Raw genomic sequence first — 25,786 nt, 5'->3', positions numbered from 1 at the left:
GGGTCCTCGCCAGGAGGCCCGGCGCCGCGTCAGCGGCGCATGCAGGGTAGGTGTCCGAAATGGCCACGAGGCACGGCTTGGTACACCTACTGATCTGGATAGGGATTATAAGACACTGGTGGAGGCTCCGGCAGGCCGAACGGCTCCGAGCTGGACAGGTGTCCGAGATCGACCGATCCTGTGACAGCGCGCCCTAACCTTGATCTGCTACTGCAGACACCACCGTGAGCGTCAGTCCAAGGCAATCTACGACCTTGGCCAGGGTCGCGGTGGAGACGTCGCCCCCCCGCTCGATCCGGGCGATTGTGGGACGTGACAGGCCTGCTTGGGTGGCCAGCTCAGTCTGGGTCCAACCCAGGTTGTCGCGGGCGGCCCGCACACGGCCAGCGATGCTTTGCATCGGGTCGAGTGGGTCGGTCATCACGCTCACTCCATCGGCTTGACGTTGTCCTCGATGAAGGCGATCTCTTCGGCGGCGAGACCGTACTTGGCGTAGAGCTGTTGGTCGATCTCGGGGATCGGCTTGGTCCAGTCGATGTCGGAGTTGGCTGAGAAGTCCTGAGCCGGCACGTACTTCCAGGTGCCTCGGGGGTTGTGCTGGGTGACCTTCAACACGCCTAGCATTGCCCGCGCAAACTTCGTTCTGAGGTAATTCAGGCACGCGTCCGCTTCCGTTTCCGAACTGAACGCGCCGATCGTCATGAACGTGAGGGTGGCGCCGACACCTGGGCCCAGTACGAACGGGTTGGTTAGCGGCAAGCCGAAGAAGTCTGTCGTCGCCCCTGTTCCGTTGGCTGCTGCAATGGCCACCTTCCACTTATCGAAGGAAGCGGGCCCAGAGACGTAGTCCCGTCGAACGTAGCGAACCACACGCTTCGTCGACTGGAGGCCGTACATTGCTGCGTAGTTCTGGCCGTCACCCGGATTGTCTTGGTGCCAGAGGAACGGCAGGTTATCGAAGCCGACGACCATGTTGCTGCTGCCCTCGGGGATGAGTTGTCTCGCGCTCGGGTGCTCCTCGAACATCTTGTCGGTATAGCGGAAGGCGCCCTTGGCCGAGACCACCTCCATAATCGACGGCGCATTTGCTTTCTCGACTTTGTGCAGGGCTCCGCTGAGCGCGGGGTGACGGGTGAAGGTGCCGATCGGACCGAGGGTGCGTTCCGAGTCGCGGTGTGTAACGACGATGCCACCCTTGATTGTGTCCGTGATCTGGGGGAAAAGCTGTCCCGAGTCCGGCTCGAAGTGTGCGACCTCTAGGTGTGCATCGGCCAGCATCTTCTCGTTCCACACTTTCGGGGTCTGACCCGCATTGGAGAGGAACCGGGCGGGGGTGATGATGACGGCCTGTCGGCCGACTTCAAACGCCGCATCCATGAAGAGGTGATACAGCGGTTCACCACGCCCACCGGGCCGAGCGGGCTCGCTGTGGTACGGAGGATTCCCGATGACGACGTCAAATTTCTTGCTCATGTCCTACTCCTTTTCGCTCAGCATGCGGTCGATGACCTGCTGCCTCTGTTCGGCGCGCATACGTGCAATATCGCCGTAGATGTAGTGCCCGGACTCTTCAATCCACTGTTTGCGCTGGGCATCGCCACCCGACACGGCCTCAATGGTGATGCGGTGCAGGATCTCGTTGTGACTCATCTCGAACAACTGCTGGGTCAGGATGTGGCGCAGGCGTTCCTGCTTGTCGGGGATCACGTCGGTCAGGCCATCGTCGAGCCGCTTGACCAGCTCCATCAAGAACAACCCCGCGGTGGAGAACAGGTCGGCGAAGGTCTTGGTTGGATCGTTGAAGATCCCGGGGGTCTGGTCCTCAACCAAGTCGACCATGAGGGTGACGACCTTGTGCGGGGTGAACACGAGGGAGGTCTTCTGCTGGGGGATGTAGGCGAAGATGTCCTCGGTCAGTGAGTCGTCGAAGTAGTCGGCCAGCTCCTTCTTCTTGTCGAGGAACTCCTGGATCGACTGGTCGAAGACGGCCTCGTCGAACAGGCCCGGGATGGTCGTGGTGGTGCCGTCGTCCTCAGTGATCACCTGGCCGTCGCGCAGGACGCGGAACTCCTCCTCGGTGATGCCGGTGACCTCCTCGAACACATCGTCGGGGGTGTACTCGTCGAAGTTGGACAGCCTGACTCCTCGTTGGCCGTAGGCCATGAGGAACATCGGGATGGTGCGGGCGAACCCTCGAAGGTGGGAGCGGGCATCCTCCATGGCTGTGTTGGCGCGGGTCTGCTCCTTCTTCGTCTCCTCCCGGGTGACGAACTCGGTGGGGACCGTGCCGGTGAGTTCCTCGATGGCGGCGAACAGCTCGGTACTGAACGCTTGCTGCTGCTCCTTGCGCTCTACCTCGATGGCGTTTGCTTCTGCCTCGGTGGCGGCCTCGGCGAGTCGAGCCTCGAGGTGCTTGTCGGCGATGCTCTGCTCGGTCATCTTGCGCTCGACGACCGCGCGTGTACGTTCGGCGATGGCCTTCTCGTCTCGTTCGGCCTGCTTGGCCGAGAGGCCGTACATTTCCTTGAGCTCGTCGCGGGTGGGCTGGAGCTTCTGCGTGACCAGATCGACGACATGCTTGACGGCCTTGCCGCGCGGGGTGTCGGGGGTGATGGCGGCTAGCTCCTGGACATCCCAGACCGGCTTGCCGAGGTGCTCGATCTTGGGGTTGATGACGGTCTCAGCGTCGACTTGGACGCTGCCGTCCGTGTCGGTGACGATGGGGGGCTCGGGGTTGGCGAACTCTTCCTTCTTGAGCTTCCCAGCCTTGGCAGTGGGCAGCTTGTCGAGGATGTCCTTCAGGTGTTCGGAGTAGCGGAAGATGCCTGCCACGTTGTCGAACAGCAGGTTGGACAGGAAGCCTCGGCGCACTACCTCACGGGCCTTGAACACCTGCGGGAAGGTCAGGACCTGGGACGCATCGAGCTCAACCATGCGCCCCTCGGAGTCCTCGCCGATGACCGGGAAGAAGTTGAGCAGCGTGCGGATGTTGTCCTGGCGCCCGGCGGTGGTGATCGAGGGGCGGGGGCTGAGGTTGTTGGCGAACTGGTCGTAGATGGTGAGGGTGCGCTCGGGGGCGAAGTCGAAGATGTAGGCATTCTGCTTCTGCAGCAGCTGGCCGTTGCGCTCGAACGCGTGGGGGTTCTGGGCCCTGAAGGCGGCCTGCATGTAGAGCGCCGGGGAAGCGATGTTGGACAGCATGATGACGGCCGTCCACTCCGGCACGGTGACGCCGGTGGTGAGCTGGCCGACCGACAGCGTGATGGTCCTCCCGCCGGTCTTCTCGGCCTCGGCGATCGCCGACCGGACCCGGTCGAGCGACTTGCCGACGAGGGCGACATCGGCGTCGGCGCTGCGGCCATCACCTGCGGCCAGCACGATCGTGTAGTCCTTGAATGCGGCGTGATTCTTGAGGATGCGCTCCAAAGCCTTGGCGGAGTCGACGCGGTTCAGCAGCCAGAACGAGTGCCGGATCTCGTCGCGCAGCTCGGGGGTGGAGAACGGGTACTTCTCGTTGGTGGTGAGGCAGTCGAGGAACTTCATGACTTCGGCCTCGTGCTCGAAGTAGCCGTTCTCCTTGGTGGCGAAGAACTCGCCCAGGTCGAAGGCGTAGTCGATGTTGGCCTCGTCCTCGGCCAGGGCCACGCCGACCTCCAACTGGTCGCTGATCATGCGTGACACCTGATAGGTGTACATGTTCAGCTTGGGCAGGGCCGCATAGGGGTTGTCCTCGGCCTCGTCGGCCCAGGCCTGCAAGGCCTCGCGCTCGTCGGCGTAGGTCCAGTTGTAGATCTCCTCGGGGGCGAACTTGCCCGAGGCCAGTGCACGGAAGGGCGTGCCCGACAGGTGCAGGGTGTGGGCACGGTGGATGTGGTCGAAGGCCACGTCGGTGCGGTCGGTGTCGATGCCCTCATGGGCCTCGTCGATGACGAGCAGGTCCCACTCCAGGTCGGCCACGTGGCGCAGTTTGTCGTACTCGCCGCCGAAGTACTGGGAGCCCTTGAGGTCCTGCAGGGACAGGAACTCGATCATGGTGGCCTCGGGCTCCTGGGCCAGCAGCGAGCGGTACTGCGCCCGGGTCATCGGGCTGCGATTGGCCAGGGCCGGTGACTCCGAGACGAACTTGAAGGTGGTCTGGTGGCCGATGAAGCGAACGAAGTCGTCGTACCAGGAGTTGGCGATGGCGGGCCGGTTGGTGACGATGAGGGCCTTGGTGACACCCAGTCGGCGCATGAGGTCGTAGGTGGTGAGCGTCTTGCCGAACCGGGGCTTGGCGTTCCACAGCACGTCGGTGGCGCCGTTGCCGAAGGCCTCCATGGCCTGCTGCACGGCATCCTCCTGCTCGGGACGCAGCTGGTACAGGTCCTGGCTCTCGACCTGCAGGTCGGTGAAGTCCTGCCCGGCGAAGTCGTTGAAGTAGTCGATGGACCGGCGCGGCATGTCGGCGAACCGGTGCCACTCGCTGCGCTTGGGCTTCAGCTCGCGTTCCACCCCCTGTTGCTTGAGGTAGCGGTGGAACTCGTGATCGGTGAACGAGCCGTCGGCGCCCTCGCTGGTGAAGAACGCCTTCCGGGTCCAGTTGATGTCCTTGGTGACGTTCATCTGGGAGGCCTGCTGGGCGATCCGGTCGGCCGCGGTCTGCTGGTCGGTGTAGCCGATCTTCTCCCAGCCGTTGTACTTGGGGACGTCGGGGGTCGACCACGAGTAGATGACCGGCTTGATCTCGCGGTAGGTGCTGAGATGGGGGGCGTTCATCGGGTCAGGCTCCCTTGTGGACGTGGTCGATGCGGCAGGGCGGGTAGGTGGGGAGCACGTCGAAGTCCAAGAGGGACTCGTCGGCGTTGCGCAGGGAGGAGAGCTTGAAGGCTTCGCGTTGGACGGTAGGGGGCGCGTTGAGGATGCGATGCCACCAGGAGAACACCAGGGGGTGCCCCGCAGCGTCGAGGCCGGTGAGGGTGTTGCCCTGTTGGATGTTGGCGGTGATGAGGTGCTGGGCAGCCTTGAACAGGTTGGTCTTGGGTGAGCACTTGACCTTGTGCTTAACGTGGAAGGCCACGAACTCCCCGAGCATGTTGGTTTGGGCGTCGGAGTGGTTGTCCGCGAGCAGCTCAACGCTGTAGATGGAGGCCAGCGCGAACAGCGATTCGGTCGGCCACATCTTCGGCGCGTAGCGCTTCTCAATGGCTGCCAGCTTGCGCCGGAAGATCGCGGTGAGGAAGTTGCCGTCGCCAGCTGCCGGCTCGAAGAAGGTCTTGTCGACGAAGCCTGGGCCAGTCTCTAGCTCAGGGCGGACCAAGTCGAGCATCTGCTCCACCATGTGCGCGGGGGTGAACACCTCGCCGTGAGCCTTGACCCGGTCGCGCGACTTCACCAGCACCTCGACCTGGTCACCCTTGACGACCACCTGGCGGCGTTGCTGGAGCACGGGGGTGGTTCCGCTGGTCATGGGCTCGCTTCAGTCGGGGGACGATGTATCAGATAGTTTACCTGATCACCCCCTGGCGGGGCGGCGAACGCTCAAGCGGCGCGCCGCGCGAACACTCACACGGTCGACGATCGGGCACGCAGGGGCACAGGTGGGTGAGGTGGTGCGGACCTCAACCACCCGGTGGCCGGTTCGCTGACCCCGCCCCGGCTCTGCCCGGATAGTTCGCACCATCAGAGTAACGACGCAACGTCCATCAGGGTCTACCCCAACTACCACGACCGGATGCGGTGTTTCCTGCGTCCAACGGCATCGGTGATGTGTATCGTTGGACAGGAGTGGAGAGGCGGTCCAGGCATGGTCGGACACAAGGGCCAGGTGGTCGGGTACGTGCGCGTGAGCGCGGCCGACCAGAACCCAGCGCGGCAGCTCGAAGGCATCGGCGAGGTCGACCGGCTGTTCGAGGAGAAGGTCTCGGGCAAGAACATGGTCGACCGGGAGCAGCTGACGGACTTGCTCGCCTACGTCCGCGAAGGCGACACAGTGAGGGTCAAGTCGCCGGACCGGCTGGCGCGCTCGACGACCGACCTGCTGGCCCTGGTGCAGCAGCTGCGCGACAAGGGGGTCGCGGTGGAGTTCGTCGACAACCCCGAGCTGAGTACCGAGACCGCGCACGGGGAGTTCATGCTCACGGTGCTGGCGGGCATCGCCCAGATGGAGCGTCGGGTCATCCGCGAGCGGCAGGCCGAGGGCATCGCCATCGCCAAGCGCAAGGGCGTCTACGACCGGGGGCCGAAGCTGACCCCTGAACAGGTCCGAGAGGCCCGTCAGCGGGTCGCTGGGGGCGTTCCGAAGGCGAAGGTGGCCCGAGACCTGGGTGTGGCCCGACAGACGCTGTACGCGGCACTCAAGGGCGAGGGACGGTACGCGGAGCAAGGCGTCGCGTCATGAGGGGCAAGCCGGAGTTCAACGACAACGACCTGGTCGTCGGCTACTACAGGTACTCCTCGTCCTCGCAGAACGAGGCCTCCATCGAGCAGCAGCGCGAGCTGGTGCATCGGTGGGCCGAGGCGCAGGGTCTCCAGGTTGTGCGTGAGTACACCGACGCGGCCAAGACCGGCACCAACACTGAACGACCCGAGTTCCAGCTGATGCTGCGCGAGCTGCCGAGCATCCGTCCTTCCTACGTGGCGGTCTGGAAGAACGACCGCCTGGGCCGCGACCGGATGGACCTGCTGAAGGTCAAGAACGCGATCCGCATGGCCGGCGCCAAGCTGCACTACATCGAAGGCTTCTCCCCCACCGATGACCCCGACTCGATCTTGGTCGAGGGGCTCAGCGATGCCTTTGCCGAGTACTACTCCAGGCAGCTCTCGGCGAACATCCGCCGCGGGGTCCACTTCAACGCCGAGAAGGCCTTGGCCAACGGCAGGAAGATCTTCGGCTTCGCCATCGGCGCTGACAAGCGCTACGAGCTGGACCCGCAGAACGCCCCGGTGGTCGAGCAGATGTTCGCCGACTATGCCGCCGGCAAGTCGATGCAGCGCATCTGCGACGAGGTGAACGCTGCCGGCGTCCGCACGACCAACGGGTTCACGTTCTCCCCCAAGACGCTGAACAAGATGCTGAAGAACCGGGCCTACATCGGCGAGTACTCCTACGCCGGGCACGTGGTCCCAGGCGGGATGCCGCAGATCGTCGGCGACGAGACGTTCGAGCAGGTCCAGAGGATGTTCGCGGTGAACAAGCGCCGTGGCGCGAGGACGAAGGCCGAGCTGGCTGCCCTGGGCGACGAGGCGCCCGACTACTGGCTGACCGGTCGGCTGTTCTGCGAACGGTGCGGCGCGTCGATGGAAGGTGTCTCGGGCACGTCGAAGACTGGCCGGAAGTATCGGTACTACTACTGCCTGAACCAGCGCAAGAAGAAGTGCACCGCCAAGTCGGTGCGCAAGGACGAGATCGAGGAGCGGGTGGCCGCTGTCGTCGAGTCCTTCCTCGACGACACCGAGATGCTGGCCTCCCTGGCAGTCGACATGGCCTCCCACTACCGGGAGACCCACGAGCGCGGCAGAGACGTCCTGGAGGGCTTGGAGGCCCGCAGGAAGGACGTGGAGGCTAAGCTGGGCAACTTCGTCAAGGCCATCGCGATGGGCATCATGAACGAGTCCACGGCCGAGGCCATGTCATCGCTGGAGCAGCAGAAGAAGGAGCTGGACGCAGCGATCCAAGCCGAGCACGTCAAGGCCACGCTGTTCGAGGACGAGGCGTCGATCGGGGCGTTCTACCAGCGCTTCGCCCACGCGACGATGGACACCCGCGAGACCAGGGAACTGCTGTTCGAGTACTTCGTCGACAAGATCTTCGTCGGCGCGACGACGCTGACCATCGCGTCGTGGTTCTTCGACCACGGCGCAGAGTTCACCCTCGCCGATCTGGACGAGATGAAGCAGACGGGGGAAGTGCTGAACGTGGAGTTCAACACTTCCCCCCGAGGTGGAGCTAAGGGGAATCGAACCCCTGACCTTTTCATTGCGAACGAAACGCTCTACCAACTGAGCTATAGCCCCGAGACCCCGTTACTGTAGCAAACCCAAGGCCCGGTTTCACAATCGGCGGATCGGCCTCGGAACTCTGCGTCACAGCGGGGACGCGTCACAGCGGGGACGTCCCCGCCGCTCCCTACCCGCGCTCGGCGAACTCGACCGGCGCGAAGTAGCGGTTGCCCTTGAACTCGACCTCCGCGGCCGGCAGCTCGTCGCCCACCTTGACGAGATCGGAGACCTTGATCTGCTTGCGGTTCTCCCCCGACTTCTCCGCAGCTCCCGTGACCTCGGCGAGCAGCCGGACGTCACGGGCGCGGATGAGGCCGCGCCGGCCGAGCTCGTCCTCGGCGATCGCATAGCCCGGACCGGTGCGCGTCACGGTGACGCGCAGCAGGTCGCCGGCCTGCGTCTCGCCCTCGCCGTCCTGCGCATCCCCGCGCGAGGTCTGCTCGATGTCCTGGGCGAGCAGGTCCGCGAGCCGGTCGACCTCGGACAGGAGGTTGGCCATCGAGGCCGCGACCTGCGTGTGGAAATCACTCGGCGACAGCGGTCCGCCGGGCTTGTAGAGGTCGTCGTGCGTGAGCTCGCCCCAGGCGTCCTGGAGCCGGGTGCGCACCTGGATCTCCACCCGCACGGGGTGCTGCGCCTTGGAGTCCTCCGCGCCGAGCACCGCATGGAAGGCGCGGTACCCGCTCGGCTTCGGGTCGAGGTGGTAGTTCTTCACCGGCTCGACGACCTCGAACCGACCGGCCCGGCCCATCTCCGCGCGGAGCACGTCGACGAAGGCCTCGAGGTCGCGGGAGGACTTGCATAGCACCTTGACCCCGGCGAGGTCGGAGATCATCTCCACGATCTCCCCGGGCTCGCTCGGCAGCGCCTGGCCCTCGGACTTCTTGAGCACCTTCTCCAGCGTCCGCATGGGCTCCTTGATCCGGTAGCCGTCGACGACGATCCGGGAGCGGTCAGCGAGCTCCATGCTCTCGGTGATCCCCTCGAGGAAGCGGATCACTCGCTGGCACGCCACCTCCCAGCGCTGGGAGTCGGCTTGGTAGAGCCGGTCGACGGCGGCGCGCACGCGGGCACGCGCGAGGTGGGGAGCGGGGTCGGTGTTCATCGTTCCCAGGATACGCGGCACCGCGCCGGGTACGCCTCAGCCGCGACGGCGCACGCGCAGCACGGCGACGGCACCGACCGACACGAGAACTGCGCCGATCCCGAGGAGCCCGAGCACCTGGGTGCCGGTGCGCGGCAGCGAACCGGGCGAGTCGCCACGACCGGGCCCGGAGGCACTGTCGTCGGTGGAATCATCCTCGCGTCCGCCCGGCGCGGTGGGAGAGTCCGTATGCGTGGGCTGGGCGTCGGGCGACGGCGACACCGACGGGGTCGAGTCCGGGGCCTCGGTCGGATCACCGCTCGGGCGATCGGTGGGCTCGGGAGCAGTCGGCTCCCCGGTCGGGCCATCACTCGACCCCTCGCTCGGCTCCTCGCTCGGAGCAGGCGTCGGCTCCGCTGAAGGCTCCTCGGTCGGAGTCGGCTCCCCCGTCGGCTCCCCGGCCGTAGGGGTGAGCACATATCCACGGGCACCGTCGGGGGTCTCCGCGGTCCCGACGATCTGGCCTGCCTCGTTGATGTCACGGGCTTCCCGCAGCATCACGCCCTCCGGGAGGTCGACCACGGAGTCGAGGGCGGTGACTCCACCGCCGTCCCACAGGAGCGCCGACCCGCCGAAGCTCGTATTGCCGGCGTAGCGGGAGGCGTACCCGACGGCCTGCCCCTGCGTGTTCACCGCCGCGGCCTTGGTGTGCGGGTACTCAGCCACTGGGGTCGTGGCGAGCGCCTCGGCCCGCCCTTCGCGCCAGACGTAGGCGGTTTCCACCCGGTCGATCCGGGCAGAGCCGACCACGACGTCCGCGCCCGCGATCCCGGCCGGGTCCGCGGAGACGTGTTCGGCCGGCTCCTCGAGCAGCGTCGGGGTATCGCCGTCCCACACGACCGCGCGGCGCACCCCGTGGGAGTGATCGCCGTGGGCCTCCTCGATCGTCGCGGTGCCGACCGCGGAACCGTCCTCGGCGAGCGCGGTCACCCGCACCCGCGTCACCTCGGACCCGGGCTCCTCGGCGGCCGGGGCGGGCAGCGGCTCGAGCGCATCGGGCCGCCCGCGGAAGGCACCCTCGGCCGTCTGCACGACGATCGTGCCCGAGTTCGCGATGTCGACCGCAAATCCCGAGCTGTCGTGCGCACGCACCGGTGCGGCCCCATCGGCCCACAGCACAGGCACCGAGGATCCTGCGTCGTCGAACGCCTCCCCTACCGCGGTGCGCGCATCACTGATGTCGAAGGGGCGGGAGAACTGCGAGGTGCCCTGGTACTGGCCCAGGGCCTCCCCCGTCGCCTCACCGGCCCGCCACAGCACGGTCTCCTGCGGCTGCGCCTTCTTCGTCGGGCGCTGGAGACCGATGACCTCGCCGGACTCGCTGATCCCCTGCGCGCTGTGCTCATCACCCCGTCGGTCGGGTCGAGGAGGGTGAGCGTGTACTCGGCAGCACCCCGGTCAGGATCCGCGGGAGCGGCCGCAGCGGCCGGCGGCGGGACTGCGGCAGAGGAGAGTGCGAGCGCGCTGAGCGCGCTGAGCGCGGGGACGGAGAACGGGGCGGAAGGACGGCTGCGGGACATGATGACCTCGAATCGGCAGAGCGGAGTTGACGGTGCACGCGCTGCGGACGAGCCCTCGGCACCCGACTCGAAGCTAGCGGACCACAGGGCACATGCACCTACCCTCATCTGCAGATACGTTGATCTGTGCCGCTACTGGCAGCCCCTGCGCTCCCCGTCCTCTTGTGCGGTCACACAGAGAAGGTGCATGATTCACTCAGCAAACCTGCGCAGTTCGATCATCTCTCGACCCAAGGAGACCGCCCATGGATGTGCGGCTGATTCTCGCCCTCGTGCTCGGCATCGCGACCATCGTCGTCCTCGTGCTGCGCACCCGCCTCGACGCGTTCGTCGCCCTGCTCATCGCCGCCCTCGTCACCGGCCTCGTCGCCGGTCAGGAGATCCTCGGCGTCATCGACTCCGTCACCACCGGCTTCGGCAGCACGCTCGCGAGCATCGGCATCGTGATCGGCCTCGGCGTGGCCGTCGGCAAGATCCTCGAGGTCTCCGGCGCCGCCGACGCGCTCGCCCGCGCCTTCCTCCGCGGCTTCGGCAAGGGCAAGGAGCCCTGGGCCATGGGCACGGTCGGCTCGCTCGTGTCGATCCCGGTGTTCTGCGACTCCGGCTTCGTCATCATGAACCCGCTCGCCCGCTCGATCGCGCGCGTCAAGCGCGGCGGCTACGTCACCCTGTGCCTCGCGCTCGGCTGCGGCATGACGCTCACCCACCACATGGTGCCCCCAACCCCCGGCCCGCTCGCCGTGTCCGGCCTGCTCGGCGCGGACCTCGGCGCCGTCATCCTCACCGGCCTGATCTTCACCGTCATCCTCCTGCCCGTCGTCGTGTTCTACGCCAAGTGGATGGGCCCCAAGCTCGAGGCCCACCTCAACGACGAGGTCGCCGCCGAAGTCTACGGCGCCGACCACGACCTCGCGCTCGCCGAATCCGGCGGCGAGGACGTCCACTCGAAGCTCGACACGATCCAGACCTACCGCGCCGAGGACTTCCTCGGCGAGACCCCGGCCGGGAAGAAGCCCCACCGCATCAACGCGTTCATCGGCTCCCTGCCGCTGCTCCTCCCGCTGCTCCTCATCGTCCTCAACACCGTGACCGCCGCGATCGACAAGAACGCCACCGGCCAGATCAACGCCGAGGAGTACGAGGCCTCCGGCTGGGTCGTGCCGTTCCTGTTCCTCGGCAACCCCGTCATCGCCCTAGTCATCGGCATCATCCTCGCCGTCTACGTGCTCCTCCCCCGCTGGACGCCGCGCACGAAGGTCCACTCCTGGCTCGCCCAGGCCGCCGAGTCCGCCGGACTCATCCTTCTCATCACCGGCGCCGGCGGCGGCTTCGGCCAGGTGCTGCGCGACTCCGGCGTGGGCGATGCGCTCGCCGAGGCCGTGTCCACCCTGCCCCTGCCGGCGTTCATCGTGCCGTTCATCATCGCCTCGCTCGTCCGCGTGGCGCAGGGCTCCGGCACCGTCGCGATGATCACCGCCGCCTCGGTCACCGCCCCGCTCGTCGGCACCCTCGGCATCTCCCCGCTCATGGCGGCGATGGCCTGCGTGTGCGGCTCGATGGTGTTCAGCTACTTCAACGACTCGTACTTCTGGGTCGTCACCCGCTTCACCGGCCTCGACGGGACCGCCGCCCTCAAGGGCTGGTCGGGCATCACCACCGCCGTGTGGGCCGGCAGCATCCCGCTGCTGTTCATCGCCAACCTCATCATCGGCTGATGCGATGACCCGCATCCTCATCGTCGCCGACGACCTCACCGGCGGGAACGGCTGCGCGGCGGGCTTCACCCGGTCGGGTCTGCGCGCGGCCACCCTGCGGGCGGACGCTTCGGCATCGGAGATCGGCACCCACCTCGACGCCTACGACGCGCTCGTCGTCACCACCGACTCCCGCCACCTCCCGGCCGAACGCGCCGCCGCGGCCGTCACCGCGGTGCTCGACGCCGGCTGGCCTGCCGACCTCGTGTGCTCGCGCGCCGACTCCACCCTGCGCGGGAACTTCGGGGCCGAGGCCGAGGCGGTCATCACCGGGGTGCGCGCCCGCGGCCGCCGCGCGGTGGGACTGTGCATGCCGGCCTTCCCCACGGCCGACCGGCAGACCGTGCACGGCCTCCAGCTGCTCGGCGGGACCCGGCTCGAGCACACCGAGCTCGCCCACGACGTCCGCTCCCCGATGACGAGCTCCTCGGTCGCCGAGGCGCTGCGGAAGGACACGCACCTGTCCACGCTCGGCATCGACCTCGCCGCCGTCACCGGCCCGCGCTCCGCGCTCGTCGACCGGATCCGCACCCTGCTCAGCGAGGATCCCGACGTCATCATCGCCGACGCCCTCACCGAGGCCCACCTGCGCGATGTCGCTAAGGCCGCCGTCGAGGCCGACCCCGAGGTCATGTGGGTGGGCATCGATCCCGGGCCGGGCTCGCTCGCGATCGCCCGGGCGATGGGCGCCCAGGGTGCCGCTGGAGCTCCCCCGCTGCTCGCGATCGCCGGCTCCGCCACCGAGCTCACCCAGGCCCAGCTCCAGCGGGTGCTCGGCGAGCGCCCGACCACCATCGTGCGGCCCGTGCCCCGGGCCGAGGACTCCGCCGTGCCCGATGTCGAGGCGACCGCGGCCGAGGTCAGCGCCGCAGTGCGCCGGGCGCGGGCCGGGGAGATCGTGCTCCTCGCCTCCGTCGTCCACCCCGAGGACGTGCGCGAGCTCAGCGACGCGGAGTCCGACGCCCTGCCCGAGGCGCTCGGCCGGATCGCCGCCCGTGTGGTCTCCGCGCACGCCGTCTCCACCCACGACGGGCCGGCCACCGACGCCGGACCCGGCCCCGCGATCGGCGGCCTCTACACCACCGGCGGCGACATCACCACGAGCGTGCTCGCGGCGCTCGGCGCCGTCGGCATGGAGATCGACGAGGAGGTCGTGCCGCTCGCCGCCGCCGGCGCGCTCGTCGGCGGACCGTGGGCCGGATTGCCGATCGTCACCAAGGGCGGGCTCGTCGGCGATGCCGGGACCGCGCTCGCCTGCCTCGACCACCTCTCCGGCATGGTGCGGATGCGCACCCGCCTCCTCCAGTCCCGCGCCGCGCAGACCACCGCTCGACGCCCAGCCCCTGACAGCCCGGCTCGAAAGGACACCCCATGACCGCTTCCGCCTCCTCCGCCGCCCCCACCCTCGCAGTCACCGTCGGCGATCCCGTCGGCATCGGCCCGGAGATCACCGCCGCCGTCCTCCACGAGTTCTCCGGCGACACGAGCCAGCACGGCATCGCCGTGGCCGACCTCGCGGTGATGGAGAAGGCCGTGCAGGTGCTCGGGCTCGACGCCGAGGTGCGCGCCGTCTCCTCCTGGGACACGCCGTCGGCCGGTGAGGGCGTCATCGACGTGTTCGACATCGGCGTGCTCGGCTCCGACCTGCCCGCATGGGGCCGGGTCGACGAGCGCGCCGGGCGCGCGGCGGTCACCGCGATCGAGGTCGCCACGCAGGCCGCGATGGCTCAGCAGGTCGCCGGCATCGTCACCGGGCCGATCAACAAGGAGGCGGTGTGGAAGACCGGCTCGGAGCACCTCGGGCACACCGAGATGCTCGGTGAGCTCACCGGCGTGACCAAGCAGGACACGATGTTCGTCGTGGAGAACACGCACGTGCCCGGTCACCGCCTCCAGGTGTTCTTCGCCACCCGCCACATGGCGCTGCGGAAGGCCCTCGACGCGATCACCGTCGACACCCAGGTCGACTCGATCCTCCGCGCCCACCGCGCGCTCGAGGTCTACGGGGTGGCGAACCCCCGGCTGGCCACCGCCGCGATCAACCCGCACGCCGGGGAGAACGGCGCGTTCGGCGACGAGGAGATCGAGATCCTCACCCCCGCCGTCGACCGGGTGCACTCCCAGGGCCTCGAGGTCGCCGGCCCGATCCCCGCGGACTCGGTGTTCCACCACGGCCTGCAGGGCCGCTACGACGGGATCCTGTCCCAGTACCACGACCAGGGGCACATCGCGACGAAGACCTTCGACTTCGACGGCACCATCAGCGTCACCGTCGGCCTGCCGATCCTCCGCACCTCGGTGGACCACGGAACCGCCTTCGACATCGCCGGCACCGGCACGGCGGATCCCGGCACCATGCGCTCGGCCTACCGGGCCGCCGTCGGCTACGCGCCCTACGTCGACGGCATCCGCGCCGAATACCTCCCCCGGTGACCGCAGGACGGCCCCGATGACCTCCCGTTCGGCCACCCGCGAGCGCCGCGACCGGCTGCTGCGCCTCGTGCGCTCCGGCACCGACCGCGTCGAGGACCTCGCCGTGCACGCCGGGGTGTCGGAGTCGACGATCCGTCGCGACCTCGCCGCGCTCGAGCGCTCCGGCCGGCTGGCCCGCACCTACGGCGGGGCGACCTCGGTGGCGCCGTTCCGGGAGCGCGGGCTCGCCGAGCGGATAGCGGCGCGCACCTCGGCGAAGGCGGCGATCGGCCGGATCGCGGCCGCGCTCGTGCCGGCCGGGGCGACGATCTTCGTCGATGCCGGCTCCACCACCGCTCAGCTCGTCGAGTCCTTGGCACGCGATCAGGAGCTCACCGTGGTCACGCGCGGGCTCGAGATCGCGCTCGCGCTCGCCGCGGAACCCCGGGTCGACGTGCAGCTCATCGGTGGGCGCCTGTCCGCCGGCAGCCACGGCACCACCGGGGCGCTCGCGCTCGAGGGCATCGACCGCTTCTCCTTCGACCTCGCGTTCCTCGGTGCCGACGCCGTCGACCCGGCCTGCGGGGTCGGCGAGCCCACCGTGGACGAGGCGTACACGAAGGAACGCGTCGCGGCCCGCTCGCGGCGCACCGTCGTCCTCGCCGACGCCGCGAAGCTCGCCCCGCGCAGCGTGCCGGCCTGGGCTCGTCTGCCCCACGGATGGACCCTCGTCACCGATGAGTGCGATCCCGCGCTCCTCGAGGAGTACCGGGAGGCCGGGGTCGAGGTGCTCCACCCGGCCACACAGACGGCGTGACGCACCTCACCTCCGCTCAGGTGCCGCTCCTCCGCTAGGCTCCACACGTGAGCGAATACGACACAGAACCCTTGCAGATGTCCGACGTCCTCGTGACCGCCCGGTCGCTCGAGGAGTACATCGCGATGTTCGACCTCGACATCGACGACCTCGCAGGGAAGTGCGTCCTCGACTGTCCGGGCGGATCCGCGAGCGCTCCGGCGGAGCTCGCGGCCCGCGGCATCGAATCCTTCGCGATCGACCCGCTCTACGGCGGAGACCGCCACCTGCTCGCGGACCGGGTGGCGCACGAGGTGGAGCGCTGGGCCGACTTCGCCCGCACCCACGGCGAGCGCCTCGACTGGCAGCAGTCCGGCACCGGCGAGGAGCTCTACCGGGCACGCGTGCACTCCGCGCAGCAGTTCCTCGACGACTTCAACGCCCGTCCGGCGCACTACATCGATGCGACGCTGCCGCACCTGCCGTTCTCCGACGACGCCTTCGACCTCGCGGTGAGCAGCCACCTGCTCTTCACCTACGCGGGGATGTTCGACGCGGACTTCCACGTCGCCTCGCTCCTCGAGCTCGCCCGTGTGGCGAAGGAGGTGCGGGCCTACCCGCTCGTGTCGATCGAGGGGGTCGAGGACACCGCATTGCTGGACACGGTGACCAGCGAGCTCACCGATGCGGGGCTGGAGGTCGAGCGGCCGGCCTCGCGCTACACGCGGCAGGTCAGGGCCACGACCTACCTGCGGATCACCCGCCGCTGAGGTGCCCCGGCCGAGGTGCGGGACCTCGGCCGGAGCACGGGAGCTGGGCCGCCGCCGAGCGGCCTCAGCCGACCGGGGAGAGCGCGCCGATGAGACCGAACAGGTCCTTCGGGTCCTCGGGCTCGGCGACGAGGTCGATGTCGTCCTGGTAGGCCGTGCCGGCGGTCGCGTCGCGCACGTAGCGCAGTGCGGAGAAGTCCGCGATCGCGAAGCCCACGGAGTCGAAGATCGTCACCTGCTGCGGCGAGGTGCGCCCTGCGGCCTGACCGGTGAGCACCTGCCACATCTCGGTGACGGGGAAGTCCGGATCCCGGAGCTGGATCTCGCCCTCGATGCGGGTCTGCTCGGGGAACTCGACGAACACCTCGCCCAGGTCGAGGATCGCGGGGTCGAGCTCGGTCTTGCCGGGGCAGTCCCCGCCCACGGAATTGATGTGCACGCCGGGCTTCACATCTGCGGCCTCGAGGACCACGCAGTGGGCCTTGTCGGCGATGCACGTGGTGATGACGTCGACGCCGGCGACCGCCTCGGAGGCGGAGGCGGCCTCGGTGATGGTGAATCCGAGGGGCTCGAGGTTCCGGCGCAGCTTCGCCATCGCTTGCGGGTCGGTGTCGAACACGGCGAGCTCGGAGATGCCGAGCGCGGCGCGCATGCCGAGTGCCTGGAACTCGGCCTGGCTGCCGCAGCCGATGAGCGCCATGCGGGTGGAGTCGGGGCGGGCGAGCGCGCGGGCGACCATCGCGGAGGTCGCGGCGGTGCGCAGGGCGGTGACGAGGGTCATCTCGCCGAGGAACACCGGGTAGCCGTTGTGGACGTCGGCGAGCACGCCGAAGGCGGTGACGGTCTGGAAGGCGGGGCCGGGTTGAAGGGGTGGCCGTTGACGTACTTGAAGGAGTAGGTGTCCCCGCGGGCCGTGTTCTCGACGCCGACGAAAGCCGTCATGGGTTCCTCCTGCTCAGACGATGATGCGTGGGATGGGGATGAGTGCGGGCCGGGGCCGGGGCCTCATGGTCCACGACCTCGGGGTGGATGACCCCGCGGTCCGTGGAGCAGTTTACGGGCGCGCCCTGCAGGGATCCGTTCCGTTTTCGCAGTACCGTCTGAGTCCAGGTTCGGGCCGAGGGCAGCAACAATGAGCAGACCCTCCGAAATCTGCGCACCGGGCGATCATTGTGCGCACCGCAGGTTTACACTCTGACCATGTACCGCATGGACGACCTCGACCGCCGCCTCATCGCGGCGCTGCGCCGGGATGGGCGCTCCCCGGTGTCGACGCTCGCCGCGGACCTCCACACCACCCGCACCACCGTGACGAGCCGGATGAAGCGGCTGACCGACGCCGGCATCATCGTCGGCTACACCGTGCGGGTCGACACGGATGCGGAGGGCGGCGGCCTCCAGGCGATGAGCCTCATCGAGGTCGAGGGCAGGACCACCGACCGCGTCATCCACGAGCTGCGCGGACTGCCGGAGATCAGCGCGCTCCACACGACGAACGGCGGCTGGGACCTGATCGCTGAGCTCGAGTGCACCGGCCTGCAGAACTTCGACGAGGTGCTCCGCCGCATCCGCGGGGTGCCGGGCATCGTCAACAGCCGCACCCACGTCCTCCTCCGCTCGGTCGTGCGCTGAGCGATGACGGACGAGTCCCGGGAGCGGCTCGAGCATCCGCGCGCCGACCTCACCCGGGTCGAGGCCGCCCTCGACGCCTGGGCCCACCGGCACCTGTCCGCGGAGTCCGGGGCCCGAGGCGCCCGCAGGGCCGGGGTCGAGTTCCTCGTCTTCATCCTCAAGCAGGCCTGGGCGTGCGTGTTCGGCGCGCTCATGCTCGCAGCCCTCGTCGCCACCGCCCTGTGGTACCCCGACGGTGCGGCGCTCAGCCGCAACGACGCGCTCGTCCTCATCGCGGTGGCGATCCAGGTGCTCATGGTCGCCCTCCGGCTGGAGAGCGGCCGCGAGCTGTGGGTGATCGTCCTGTTCCACCTCGTCGGCACGGTGATGGAGCTGTTCAAGACGGCCGCCGGATCGTGGGAGTACGGCGGAGCCGGCGTGCTCGCGATCGGCGCGGTGCCGCTCTACACCGGGTTCATGTACGCCGCGGTCGGCTCCTACATGGTGCGCGTGTTCAAGCTCTTCGACCTGCGGTTCGTGCGCTATCCCCCGCTGTGGCTCACCGCCGTGATCGGGGCGGCCATCTACGCGAACTTCTTCACCCACCACTTCCTGCCCGATGCCCGCTGGGTGCTGCTGGTCGCCGTCGTCCTCGTATGGGGGCGGTGCATCATGCTGTTCCGGAACCATCGCGAGCGGCCGGCTCGCAGCCTGCCGATCCTCCTGCCGTTCCTCGGGGTGGCGTTCTTCATCTGGATCGCGGAGAACATCGGGACGGCCGCCGGGGCCTGGATCTACCCGCACCAGGCGGGCGGCTGGGAGATGGTGTCGCTGTCGAAGATGGTGAGCTGGTTCCTCCTCATGATCATCTCCGTCGTCCTCGTCACCCTCGTCTACCGCCCCCGGCCGCCGGGAGAGCCCGCACCCACCGGTGCCGCAGAGCAGCACTGAGGCACGGTCCGCACGACAGGTCCGGCCGCGATCGCACCGGGTAGCACAGCGCGCACCTCCCGCCGCGCTCCCCGCGCCACAGTCCGTCATACGTCGTCATATGACGCGCGAATACGACGCCGTCTGACGGCGTGTGACGCCAAGCGGCGGCTGTGACGCGGGCGTGCGGCTCAATGGACGACATGACCGTCCAGACGACTGCCCCCGTGCTCTCCCCCGTCGCCAGGGCCGATGCGAACCCGGCGCAGGAGTCCGATGCCGCACGGATCGCATTCTGGGAGAAGCAGGCCACCCGGCTCGACTGGGATTCCCCCTGGCATACCGCCCACACCTTCGAGAAGCCGCGTCGAGTCGACACCCCCGCCCCGGAATCCGGCGTCACCGAACCCGGTGACCCCGAGTACACCGTGCCGCGCATCGAGTGGTTCGCCGGCGGCACGCTCAACGCGGCCGTCAACTGCCTCGACCGGCACTTCGCCGCCGGGCACGGGGACCGGGTGGCGCTCCACTTCGAGGGCGAGCCCGGCGACCGCCGCACCTACACCTATGCGGGGCTCCTCACGGAGGTGTCCCGCGCGGCGAACGCTCTCGAAGCGCTCGGCGTCGTCCCCGGTGACCGCGTGGTGATCTACCTGCCGGTGATCCCGGAGACGATCATCATCACGCTCGCCTGCGCCCGGATCGGCGCGGTCCACTCGCTCGTGTTCGGCGGGTTCTCCGCCGAGGCGCTGCGCTTCCGCATCGAGGACACCGGCGCGAAGGTGCTCGTCACGAGCGACGGACAGTTCCGGCGCGGCGCGGCCGTGCCGGTCAAGGCCGCCGCGGACGCCGCATGCGCCGGGGACAACGCGATCGAGCACGTGCTCGTCGTCTCCCGCACCGGCGACGACATCCCGTGGACCGCCGGCCGCGACCTGTGGTGGCACGAGTCGCTCGCCGCCCAGCCGGACACCCACACCCCGCGCGCCTTCGACGCCGAGCACCCGCTGTTCATCATCTACACCTCCGGCACCACCGGGAAGCCCAAGGGGCTCGTCCACACCACCGGCGGGTACCTCGTGCAGACGGCCTACACCCACGCGCTGCTCTTCGACCTCGTCGACGACGAGCTCGCCGCGGTCAACGACCCCGCCCGGGTGGACAGCACCGTCCACTGGTGCACCGCGGACCTCGCCTGGGTCACCGCCCACACGTACGAGATCTACGGCCCTCTCCTCAACGGCGTCACCCAGGTGATCTACGAGGGCACCCCGGCCAGCCCGCACCCGGGCCGCCACTTCGAGATCATCGAGCGCTACGGCGTGACGAACTACTACACCGCCCCCACCCTCGTCCGCTCGCACATGGGGAACTTCCCCGACGGCCTGCCCGACACCTGGGACCTGTCATCGCTGCGTCTGCTCGGCACGGTCGGGGAATCGATCAACCCCGAGGCATGGCGCTGGCTGCGCGGCGAGCTCGGCGGCGGCATCCTGCCGGTGATCGACACGTGGTGGCAGTCGGAGACCGGGTCGACGATCATGTCCCCGCGCCCCCACGACCCGTGCTTCGACCCCGGCTCCGGGATCGCCTCGAAGCCCGGCTGCGCCACCCGCGCCCTGCCCGGCGTGTCGACCCGGGTGGTCGACGAGACCGGTGCGGACACCCCGACCGGCGAGCAGGGGTATGTCGTCGTCGACCGGATCGGACCGTCGATGGCGCGCACCGTGTGGGGCGACCCGCAGCGCTACCTCGATTCGTACTGGAGGGCGTTCGGCGAGCGCGGCTGGTTCCTCTCCGGCGACGGCGGCCGGCGCGACGCCGACGGCGAGATCACCCTGCTCGGGCGCGTCGACGACGTCATCAACGTGTCCGGCCACCGGCTCTCGACGATCGAGCTCGAATCCGCGCTCATCGCCCATCCCGACGTCGTCGAGGCCGGCTCCGCGCCGATCGCGGATCCGCTCACCGGGCAGGCCGCGATCGCCTACGTGGTCCTCAGCGAAGCCGCACGCACGCGGCCGCCGGCCGAGGTCGAGGCGGAGCTGCGCGCCCACGTGGCCCGGGAGATCGGTCCCGTCGCCAAGCCGGCGCGGGTCATCCCCGTGCCCGAGGTGCCCAAGACCCGGTCGGGGAAGATCATGCGCCGCCTCCTCACCCAGCTCTTCGAGGGCACGGCGCTCGGCGACACCACCTCGCTACAGAACCCCGAGGCGATCGACGGGATCGCTCGGATCGTGGGACACCCGAGCACGACCGGCTCCCGCTGAACCAGACTCCCAATCACCACCGACCAACCGGAAGAGGCCCCCACCCGATGTCAGATCATCAGTTCGGCTTCCGCACCCTGGCGCTCCACGCCGGGGGCACCCCCGACGCCATGCACGGCTCCCGGGCGGTGCCGATCTACCAGTCCACCTCGTTCGTGTTCCAGAACGCCGCCGACGCCGCGAACCTCTTCGCGCTGCAGAAGTACGGCAACATCTACTCTCGGATCGGCAACCCGACGGTCGCCTCGTTCGAGGAGCGGATCGCCGCGCTCGAGGGCGGGATCGGAGCGGTCGCCACGGCCTCGGGCATGGCGGCGGAGTTCATCACCTTCGCCGCGCTCACCCAGGCCGGCGACCACATCGTGGCCTCCTCCCAGCTCTACGGCGGTACCGTCACCCAGCTCGACGTCACGCTGCGCCGGTTCGGGGTGGACACGACGTTCGTCCCCGGCACCGACCCGGCCGACTACCGCGCCGCCCTCCGCCCGGAGACCAAGGCGCTCTACTGCGAGCTCGTCGCCAACCCCTCCGGTGAGATCAGCGACCTCGAGGCGCTCGCGGAGATCGCCCACGAAGCCGGCATCCCGCTCGTCGTCGACGCCACGCTCACCCCGCCCTACCTGTGCCGGCCGTTCGACCACGGCGCGGACATCGTGATCCATTCGGCGACGAAGTTCCTCGGCGGCCACGGCACCACGCTCGGCGGCGTCGTCGTCGAGTCCGGCCGCTTCGACTGGGGCAACGGCAGCTTCCCGGCGATGACCGAGCCGGTGCCCTCGTACAACGGCCTGTCGTGGTGGGACAACTTCGGCGAGTTCGGGTTCCTCACCCGGCTGCGCTCCGAGCAGCTGCGCGACATCGGCCCGAGCCTCTCCGCGCAGTCGGCCTGGCAGCTCCTCCAGGGCGTGGAGACCCTCCCCCAGCGCCTCGACGCCCACCTGGCGAACGCGCGGGCCGTCGCCGAATGGCTCGACTCCGACCCCCGCGTGTCCTACGTCAACTACGCCGGCCTGCCCTCGCACCCGCATTACGAGCGCGCGCAGAAGTACCTGCCCAAGGGCACGAGCCCGGTGTTCTCCTTCGGCGTCACCGCGACCGCGGAGCTCAGCGGGCGCGAGGTCGGGGCCCGGTTCATCGAGGCCACGCAGCTCGCCAGCCACCTGGCCAACGTCGGCGACGCCCGCACCCTCGTGCTCCACCCGGCGTCGACCACGCACCAGCAGCTCACCGCCGAGCAGCTCGCCTCCGGCGGCGTCCACGAGGATCTCATCCGACTGTCGGTGGGCATCGAGGACGTCGAGGACATCATCTGGGACTTCGATCAGGCGCTCACCGCCGCGACCGGACTGGAACGAGAGGACGCACGATGATCGAGACCCGCACCTGGGTGGGACCCAGCGCCACCGAACGCCTGCGGATCCTCCGCGACGCGGAGTCGATCGCCATCGTGGGGGCATCGGACAAGCCCTCGCGCGCCTCGAACTTCGTGGCGACCTATCTGCTGTCCTCCTCGACGTACCGGGTGTACTTCATCAACCCGGTGCTCGACGAGATCCTCGGGCACCCCGTCTACCCCTCGCTCGCCGACCTGCCCGAGGTCCCCGACATCGTCGACGCGTTCCGCAGACACGACGACCTGCCCGGGGTGGCCCGGGAGGCCGTGGAGATCGGGGCGAAGACTCTGTGGCTCCAGCTCGGCTCCTGGAACGAGGAGGCCGCGGCGATCGCGGAGGCCGGCGGTCTGCAGGTCGTCATGGACCGGTGCACGAAGATCGAGCACGCCCGCTTCCACGGCGGCCTTCACCTCGCCGGTTTCAACACCGGCGTGATCTCCTCGAAGCGCCAGGTCACCGCCTGAACCGCACGCGACACCGGCTCCCCTCGGCCACGGGTCCGAGGGGAGCCGGCGCGTCTGCTCAGGCGGCGGTCTCCTCCCCGGCGGGCGCCGTCTCGTAGGCCGACTTCCCGTCCTCGGTCGCGGCGAGGAGATGGGTGAGCATCGCCTCGTTCGTCGCGATCTCCCGCTCGAGCTCAGCGGGCAGCTGCCGGAGGAAGTCGTACCGCTGCCTCACCACCGGCACCTGGAGGAGCTCGGCGACCTGCATCGAGGTCCGCGGGATCGCGAGCCAGTCGGCGAGCTCGTCGCCGTGGATGATCCGGATCTGCGCCTGCGTCCGCTCCACGAGCGGCCCCTCGGGGAGACCGAGGACGAGCGCGAGCTGCGCGGCGGTCGCCCCGACGAGCGCGTCGACGAGCGCCCGCGAGCCGTCGTCGGGCTTCCCGGCGACGGCGGCGACCGCCTGCACCATCGGCTCGGAGGACTCGTGGTCGTCGAGCCCGGCGAGGAGGTCGGCGGGGATCCCGAGCAGCCGCCCGACGACCTGCCACATCCCGTAGACGTCGCGGATCTGCTCCTCCGTGAGGTCGTAGCCCATGGCCGCCAGACCGCGGTACGGGATGTAGGTGAAGTCGAACCACGTGCGGATCATGTCGATCGCATTGATCGGCAGGCCCCACTCCCCCGTGTCCGGGTGCCGCTCGAGATGCTGGGCGCGCGCGTAGGCGTGCATCGCCCGGACCATCCCGGTGTGCTCGAAGCCGCCGCCGCCCGGCTCGAGCGCGCCGGCGGCATAGAGATGGTAGTTCCAGTTGCGGGTGTCGATGAGCCGACGCAGCGCCCCGTCGACGAGCCGACCGGTGCCCACGAGCACGGTGGAGATCGCCGGGCTCGAGTAAGTGTTGACGAGCGAGCCGGGGCCGAGCGCCACGGAGTGCGTGAGGACGGGGATCGAGAGGTACACCCGGCGGCCGCGCTCGATCTGCTCCCAGTCCGCATCGCTCACCGCCGCGCGCATGTCGTCGAGGAAGGCCGCGACCTGGGGCGCGTCACCAGGTGCGGCCTCCCCGGCGCGCAGCGCGCTGCGGAGCTGCCGCATGAGCGCGGCCCGGGGGACGTCGGCCGTGAACAGGGCGTCGCCGACGGGGTCCCCCTCGTGGAACGCGGTGAGGAAGCGCGCGGCGCGCTCCTCCCCGTGGGTCCGGGTGAAAGCGGCGCGGTCGCCGCGTCCGGCGGGCCAGTCGGTGCGCGTCATGGGTACTCCTTCGGAACCATGCAGTGGTGCGCTGAGCCTAGCAGAACGTTTGCTCGGAGGCCAGGGCATCACACTGCGCGCCCGAGCGGTCCGACACGGTGTCGGGAAATCGATCGATCTGACACCGTGTCAGCAAGCTGGCAGGCCTGGAGATTCTCGAGAACGTCATCCCCGTCGTGCACTTCATCGGCATCGCGGCACTGCTCGGCGGGGTGATCATGCAGTCACTCGCGATGCGGGAGGCGCGGGCCCGGATCGTCGCCCCGCTCATGCACGGCGCGTGGACGATGCTCATCACCGGCGCGCTCCTCGTCAGCCTCCAGCACCCGATCGGCAGCGAGGTCAACGACACGAAGATCACCGTCAAGCTCCTCGCGCTCGTCGCGATCGAGAGCTGGGGCCAGAAGATCGAGGACCTCGGGATCGAGGAGGCCCACCGACGCGCGCCCCTGGTACAGGGCATGATCGGGGCCGGGATGGAGCTCATCGCCCGCGGGGTCGACGAAAACACTGCCGCCGACGACGTCTACCGCATCCTCGTCGACGGCCTCGGCGCCTGAGCGGTCGAGCGGACCCCCTCTGTTCTCCCCGGCTCCGTCACGTAGACTTGCCGCAACCGAGCCGGATGACCGGGGAGGGCGAGTTCCCCGCCCTCGGCCCGCCGGCGCTCCAGTCGACAACCCCCGGGCGGTGGCGCCATGATCGAGTTCGAATCCGTCTCCAAGACCTATCCCGGTGCGCCCGCGGCCGTGACGGACTTCTCGCTGACCATCCCCTCGCACCGCACCGTCGTGCTCGTCGGTTCGTCCGGCTCCGGCAAGACCACCCTCATGCGGATGGTCAACCGGATGGTCGAGCCGACGAGCGGTCGGGTGCTCATCGACGGCACGGACGTGCAGAGCGTCGACCCGGTTCAGCTGCGCCGCTCGATCGGCTACGTGCTCCAGCACGGCGGCCTGCTCCCCCACCGCACCGTGCTCGACAACGTCGCCACCGTGCCCGTCCTCCGGGGGCAGGGGAAGAAGCAGGCCCGCGACGAGGCCGGCGAGCTGCTGCGCCGCGTCGGCCTCGACCCGGCGATCGGCATCCGCTATCCCGGCCAGCTCTCCGGCGGCCAGCAGCAGCGCGTCGGGGTCGCCCGGGCGCTCGCCGCGGATCCGAACATCCTCCTCATGGACGAGCCGTTCGGCGCCGTCGACCCGATCGTGCGCCGCGAGCTCCAGGACGAGCTGCTGCGCCTCCAGTCCGAGCTCGGCAAGACGATCCTCTTCGTCACCCACGACATCGACGAGGCGTTCCGGCTCGGCGACGAGGTCGTCGTGCTCCGCGACGGCGGTCGGATCGCCCAGCAGGGCACCCCCGCCCAGATCCTCGCCGCCCCGGCCGACGACTTCCTCCGGGGCTTCATCGGCGCCGACCGCGGCGAGCGGCAGCTGCGCACCGAGGTCGTCGACGGCCGCACCATCGCGATCGACGCCACCGGGCGGCCGGTGGGGGTCCTCGAATGACT

General features: G+C 69.2%; 21 protein-coding genes, 1 tRNA gene and 2 pseudogenes. 14 read left to right on the top strand and 10 right to left on the bottom strand.

Going from position 1 to position 25,786, the window contains the following annotated elements; all coding sequences use genetic code 11:
* Positions 1-193: 193 nt before the first annotated feature.
* The 4 genes from FDF13_RS09945 to FDF13_RS09930 are packed head-to-tail and all read right to left on the bottom strand — an operon-like array spanning position 194 to position 5,446.
* The gene (locus FDF13_RS09945) at positions 194-400 is read right to left on the bottom strand and encodes a helix-turn-helix domain-containing protein (protein ID WP_217494938.1); all 207 of its coding nucleotides are present in this window, start codon (positions 398-400) and stop codon (positions 194-196) included.
* 26 nt (positions 401-426) lie between these two features.
* Positions 427-1,473 carry an Eco57I restriction-modification methylase domain-containing protein gene (locus tag FDF13_RS09940; protein ID WP_137319507.1) on the bottom strand — a complete coding sequence of 349 codons (1,047 nt, stop codon included), beginning with the start codon at positions 1,471-1,473 and terminating at the stop codon, positions 427-429.
* 3 nt (positions 1,474-1,476) lie between these two features.
* A complete protein-coding gene (locus FDF13_RS09935; protein ID WP_137319506.1) occupies positions 1,477-4,755 on the bottom strand; it encodes a DEAD/DEAH box helicase in 3,279 nt (1,092 codons plus the stop codon).
* A gap of 4 nt (positions 4,756-4,759) precedes the next feature.
* On the bottom strand, positions 4,760-5,446 hold the full coding sequence (locus FDF13_RS09930; RefSeq protein WP_137319505.1) for a methylase: 687 nt from the start codon (positions 5,444-5,446) through the stop codon (positions 4,760-4,762).
* A 336-nt stretch (positions 5,447-5,782) separates the two neighbouring features.
* Between FDF13_RS09930 and FDF13_RS09925 the strand changes: the two genes are divergently transcribed.
* Positions 5,783-6,376, top strand: coding sequence for a recombinase family protein (locus FDF13_RS09925; protein ID WP_073187031.1), 594 nt, complete (start codon positions 5,783-5,785; stop codon positions 6,374-6,376).
* A pseudogene (locus FDF13_RS15615) lies at positions 6,373-7,350 on the top strand (recombinase family protein); the annotation flags it as partial. The gene FDF13_RS09925 and the pseudogene FDF13_RS15615, both read left to right, overlap by 4 nt.
* A 356-nt stretch (positions 7,351-7,706) precedes the next feature.
* On the opposite strand, the gene FDF13_RS14835 reads toward FDF13_RS15615, so the two are convergent.
* The 4 genes from FDF13_RS14835 to FDF13_RS09900 all read right to left on the bottom strand — a co-directional run bounded on the left by FDF13_RS14835 (position 7,707) and on the right by FDF13_RS09900 (position 10,381).
* A complete protein-coding gene (locus tag FDF13_RS14835; protein ID WP_175406944.1) occupies positions 7,707-7,847 on the bottom strand; it encodes a hypothetical protein in 141 nt (46 codons plus the stop codon).
* 72 nt (positions 7,848-7,919) lie between these two features.
* A tRNA-Ala gene (locus FDF13_RS09910) sits at positions 7,920-7,992 on the bottom strand.
* Positions 7,993-8,104: 112 nt separating this feature from the next.
* A complete protein-coding gene (locus FDF13_RS09905) occupies positions 8,105-9,082 on the bottom strand; it encodes a GTP pyrophosphokinase family protein (RefSeq protein WP_137319504.1) in 978 nt (325 codons plus the stop codon).
* A 36-nt stretch (positions 9,083-9,118) separates the two neighbouring features.
* A complete protein-coding gene (locus FDF13_RS09900) occupies positions 9,119-10,381 on the bottom strand; it encodes a hypothetical protein (protein ID WP_137319503.1) in 1,263 nt (420 codons plus the stop codon).
* Between the two features lie 505 nt (positions 10,382-10,886).
* Here FDF13_RS09900 and FDF13_RS09895 point away from each other — a divergent pair.
* The 5 genes from FDF13_RS09895 to FDF13_RS09875 are packed head-to-tail and all read left to right on the top strand — an operon-like array spanning position 10,887 to position 16,373.
* Positions 10,887-12,356 (top strand): GntP family permease, encoded by a 1,470-nt coding sequence (locus FDF13_RS09895; protein WP_175406943.1) that lies wholly within the window; start codon positions 10,887-10,889, stop codon positions 12,354-12,356.
* 4 nt (positions 12,357-12,360) lie between these two features.
* Positions 12,361-13,770, top strand: coding sequence for a four-carbon acid sugar kinase family protein (locus FDF13_RS09890; protein ID WP_137319502.1), 1,410 nt, complete (start codon positions 12,361-12,363; stop codon positions 13,768-13,770).
* Positions 13,767-14,828 (top strand): 4-hydroxythreonine-4-phosphate dehydrogenase PdxA, encoded by a 1,062-nt coding sequence (pdxA, locus tag FDF13_RS09885; protein ID WP_137319501.1) that lies wholly within the window; start codon positions 13,767-13,769, stop codon positions 14,826-14,828. Before FDF13_RS09890 ends, pdxA begins: the two co-directional genes overlap by 4 nt.
* A gap of 16 nt (positions 14,829-14,844) precedes the next feature.
* Entirely contained in the window at positions 14,845-15,624 is a 780-nt protein-coding gene (locus FDF13_RS09880) for a DeoR/GlpR family DNA-binding transcription regulator (RefSeq protein ID WP_137319500.1), read from the top strand.
* Between the two features lie 47 nt (positions 15,625-15,671).
* Positions 15,672-16,373: a hypothetical protein gene (locus FDF13_RS09875; RefSeq protein ID WP_137319499.1), complete on the top strand. Its 702-nt coding sequence runs from the start codon at positions 15,672-15,674 to the stop codon at positions 16,371-16,373.
* A gap of 64 nt (positions 16,374-16,437) precedes the next feature.
* Here FDF13_RS09875 and FDF13_RS09870 read toward each other — a convergent pair.
* A pseudogene (locus FDF13_RS09870) lies at positions 16,438-17,273 on the bottom strand (ornithine cyclodeaminase); the annotation flags it as partial.
* 300 nt (positions 17,274-17,573) lie between these two features.
* Between FDF13_RS09870 and FDF13_RS09865 the strand changes: the two are divergent.
* From FDF13_RS09865 to FDF13_RS09845, 5 genes are all read left to right on the top strand, one after another.
* Positions 17,574-18,005, top strand: a complete 432-nt coding sequence (locus FDF13_RS09865) for an Lrp/AsnC family transcriptional regulator (protein ID WP_137319498.1) — start codon at positions 17,574-17,576, stop codon at positions 18,003-18,005.
* 3 nt (positions 18,006-18,008) lie between these two features.
* Positions 18,009-18,935: a DUF817 domain-containing protein gene (locus tag FDF13_RS09860; RefSeq protein WP_137319497.1), complete on the top strand. Its 927-nt coding sequence runs from the start codon at positions 18,009-18,011 to the stop codon at positions 18,933-18,935.
* A 182-nt stretch (positions 18,936-19,117) separates the two neighbouring features.
* Positions 19,118-21,184: an acetate--CoA ligase gene (gene acs / locus FDF13_RS09855; RefSeq protein ID WP_254668764.1), complete on the top strand. Its 2,067-nt coding sequence runs from the start codon at positions 19,118-19,120 to the stop codon at positions 21,182-21,184.
* A gap of 47 nt (positions 21,185-21,231) precedes the next feature.
* Positions 21,232-22,554, top strand: coding sequence for an O-acetylhomoserine aminocarboxypropyltransferase/cysteine synthase family protein (locus FDF13_RS09850; RefSeq protein ID WP_137319495.1), 1,323 nt, complete (start codon positions 21,232-21,234; stop codon positions 22,552-22,554).
* Complete coding sequence (locus FDF13_RS09845) at positions 22,551-23,042, top strand: CoA-binding protein (protein WP_137319494.1); 492 nt, start codon at positions 22,551-22,553, stop codon at positions 23,040-23,042. The genes FDF13_RS09850 and FDF13_RS09845 overlap by 4 nt, the downstream gene beginning before the upstream one ends.
* Before the next feature lie 58 nt (positions 23,043-23,100).
* Here the strand turns inward: FDF13_RS09845 and FDF13_RS09840 are convergent, their stop codons facing one another.
* On the bottom strand, positions 23,101-24,276 hold the full coding sequence (locus FDF13_RS09840) for an oxygenase MpaB family protein (protein WP_137319493.1): 1,176 nt from the start codon (positions 24,274-24,276) through the stop codon (positions 23,101-23,103).
* A 176-nt stretch (positions 24,277-24,452) separates the two neighbouring features.
* Between FDF13_RS09840 and FDF13_RS09835 the strand changes: the two genes are divergently transcribed.
* Positions 24,453-24,836: a hypothetical protein gene (locus FDF13_RS09835; protein WP_137319492.1), complete on the top strand. Its 384-nt coding sequence runs from the start codon at positions 24,453-24,455 to the stop codon at positions 24,834-24,836.
* Between the two features lie 138 nt (positions 24,837-24,974).
* Positions 24,975-25,784: an ABC transporter ATP-binding protein gene (locus FDF13_RS09830; protein ID WP_137319491.1), complete on the top strand. Its 810-nt coding sequence runs from the start codon at positions 24,975-24,977 to the stop codon at positions 25,782-25,784.
* The last annotated feature ends 2 nt before the right edge of the window (positions 25,785-25,786 follow it).

The organism is Brevibacterium sp. CS2 (assembly GCF_005280295.1).
Lineage (GTDB): Bacteria > Actinomycetota > Actinomycetes > Actinomycetales > Brevibacteriaceae > Brevibacterium > Brevibacterium pityocampae.
Note: the sequence above shows the minus strand (reverse complement) of the source record. Positions and strands in the feature narration are given on the sequence as shown.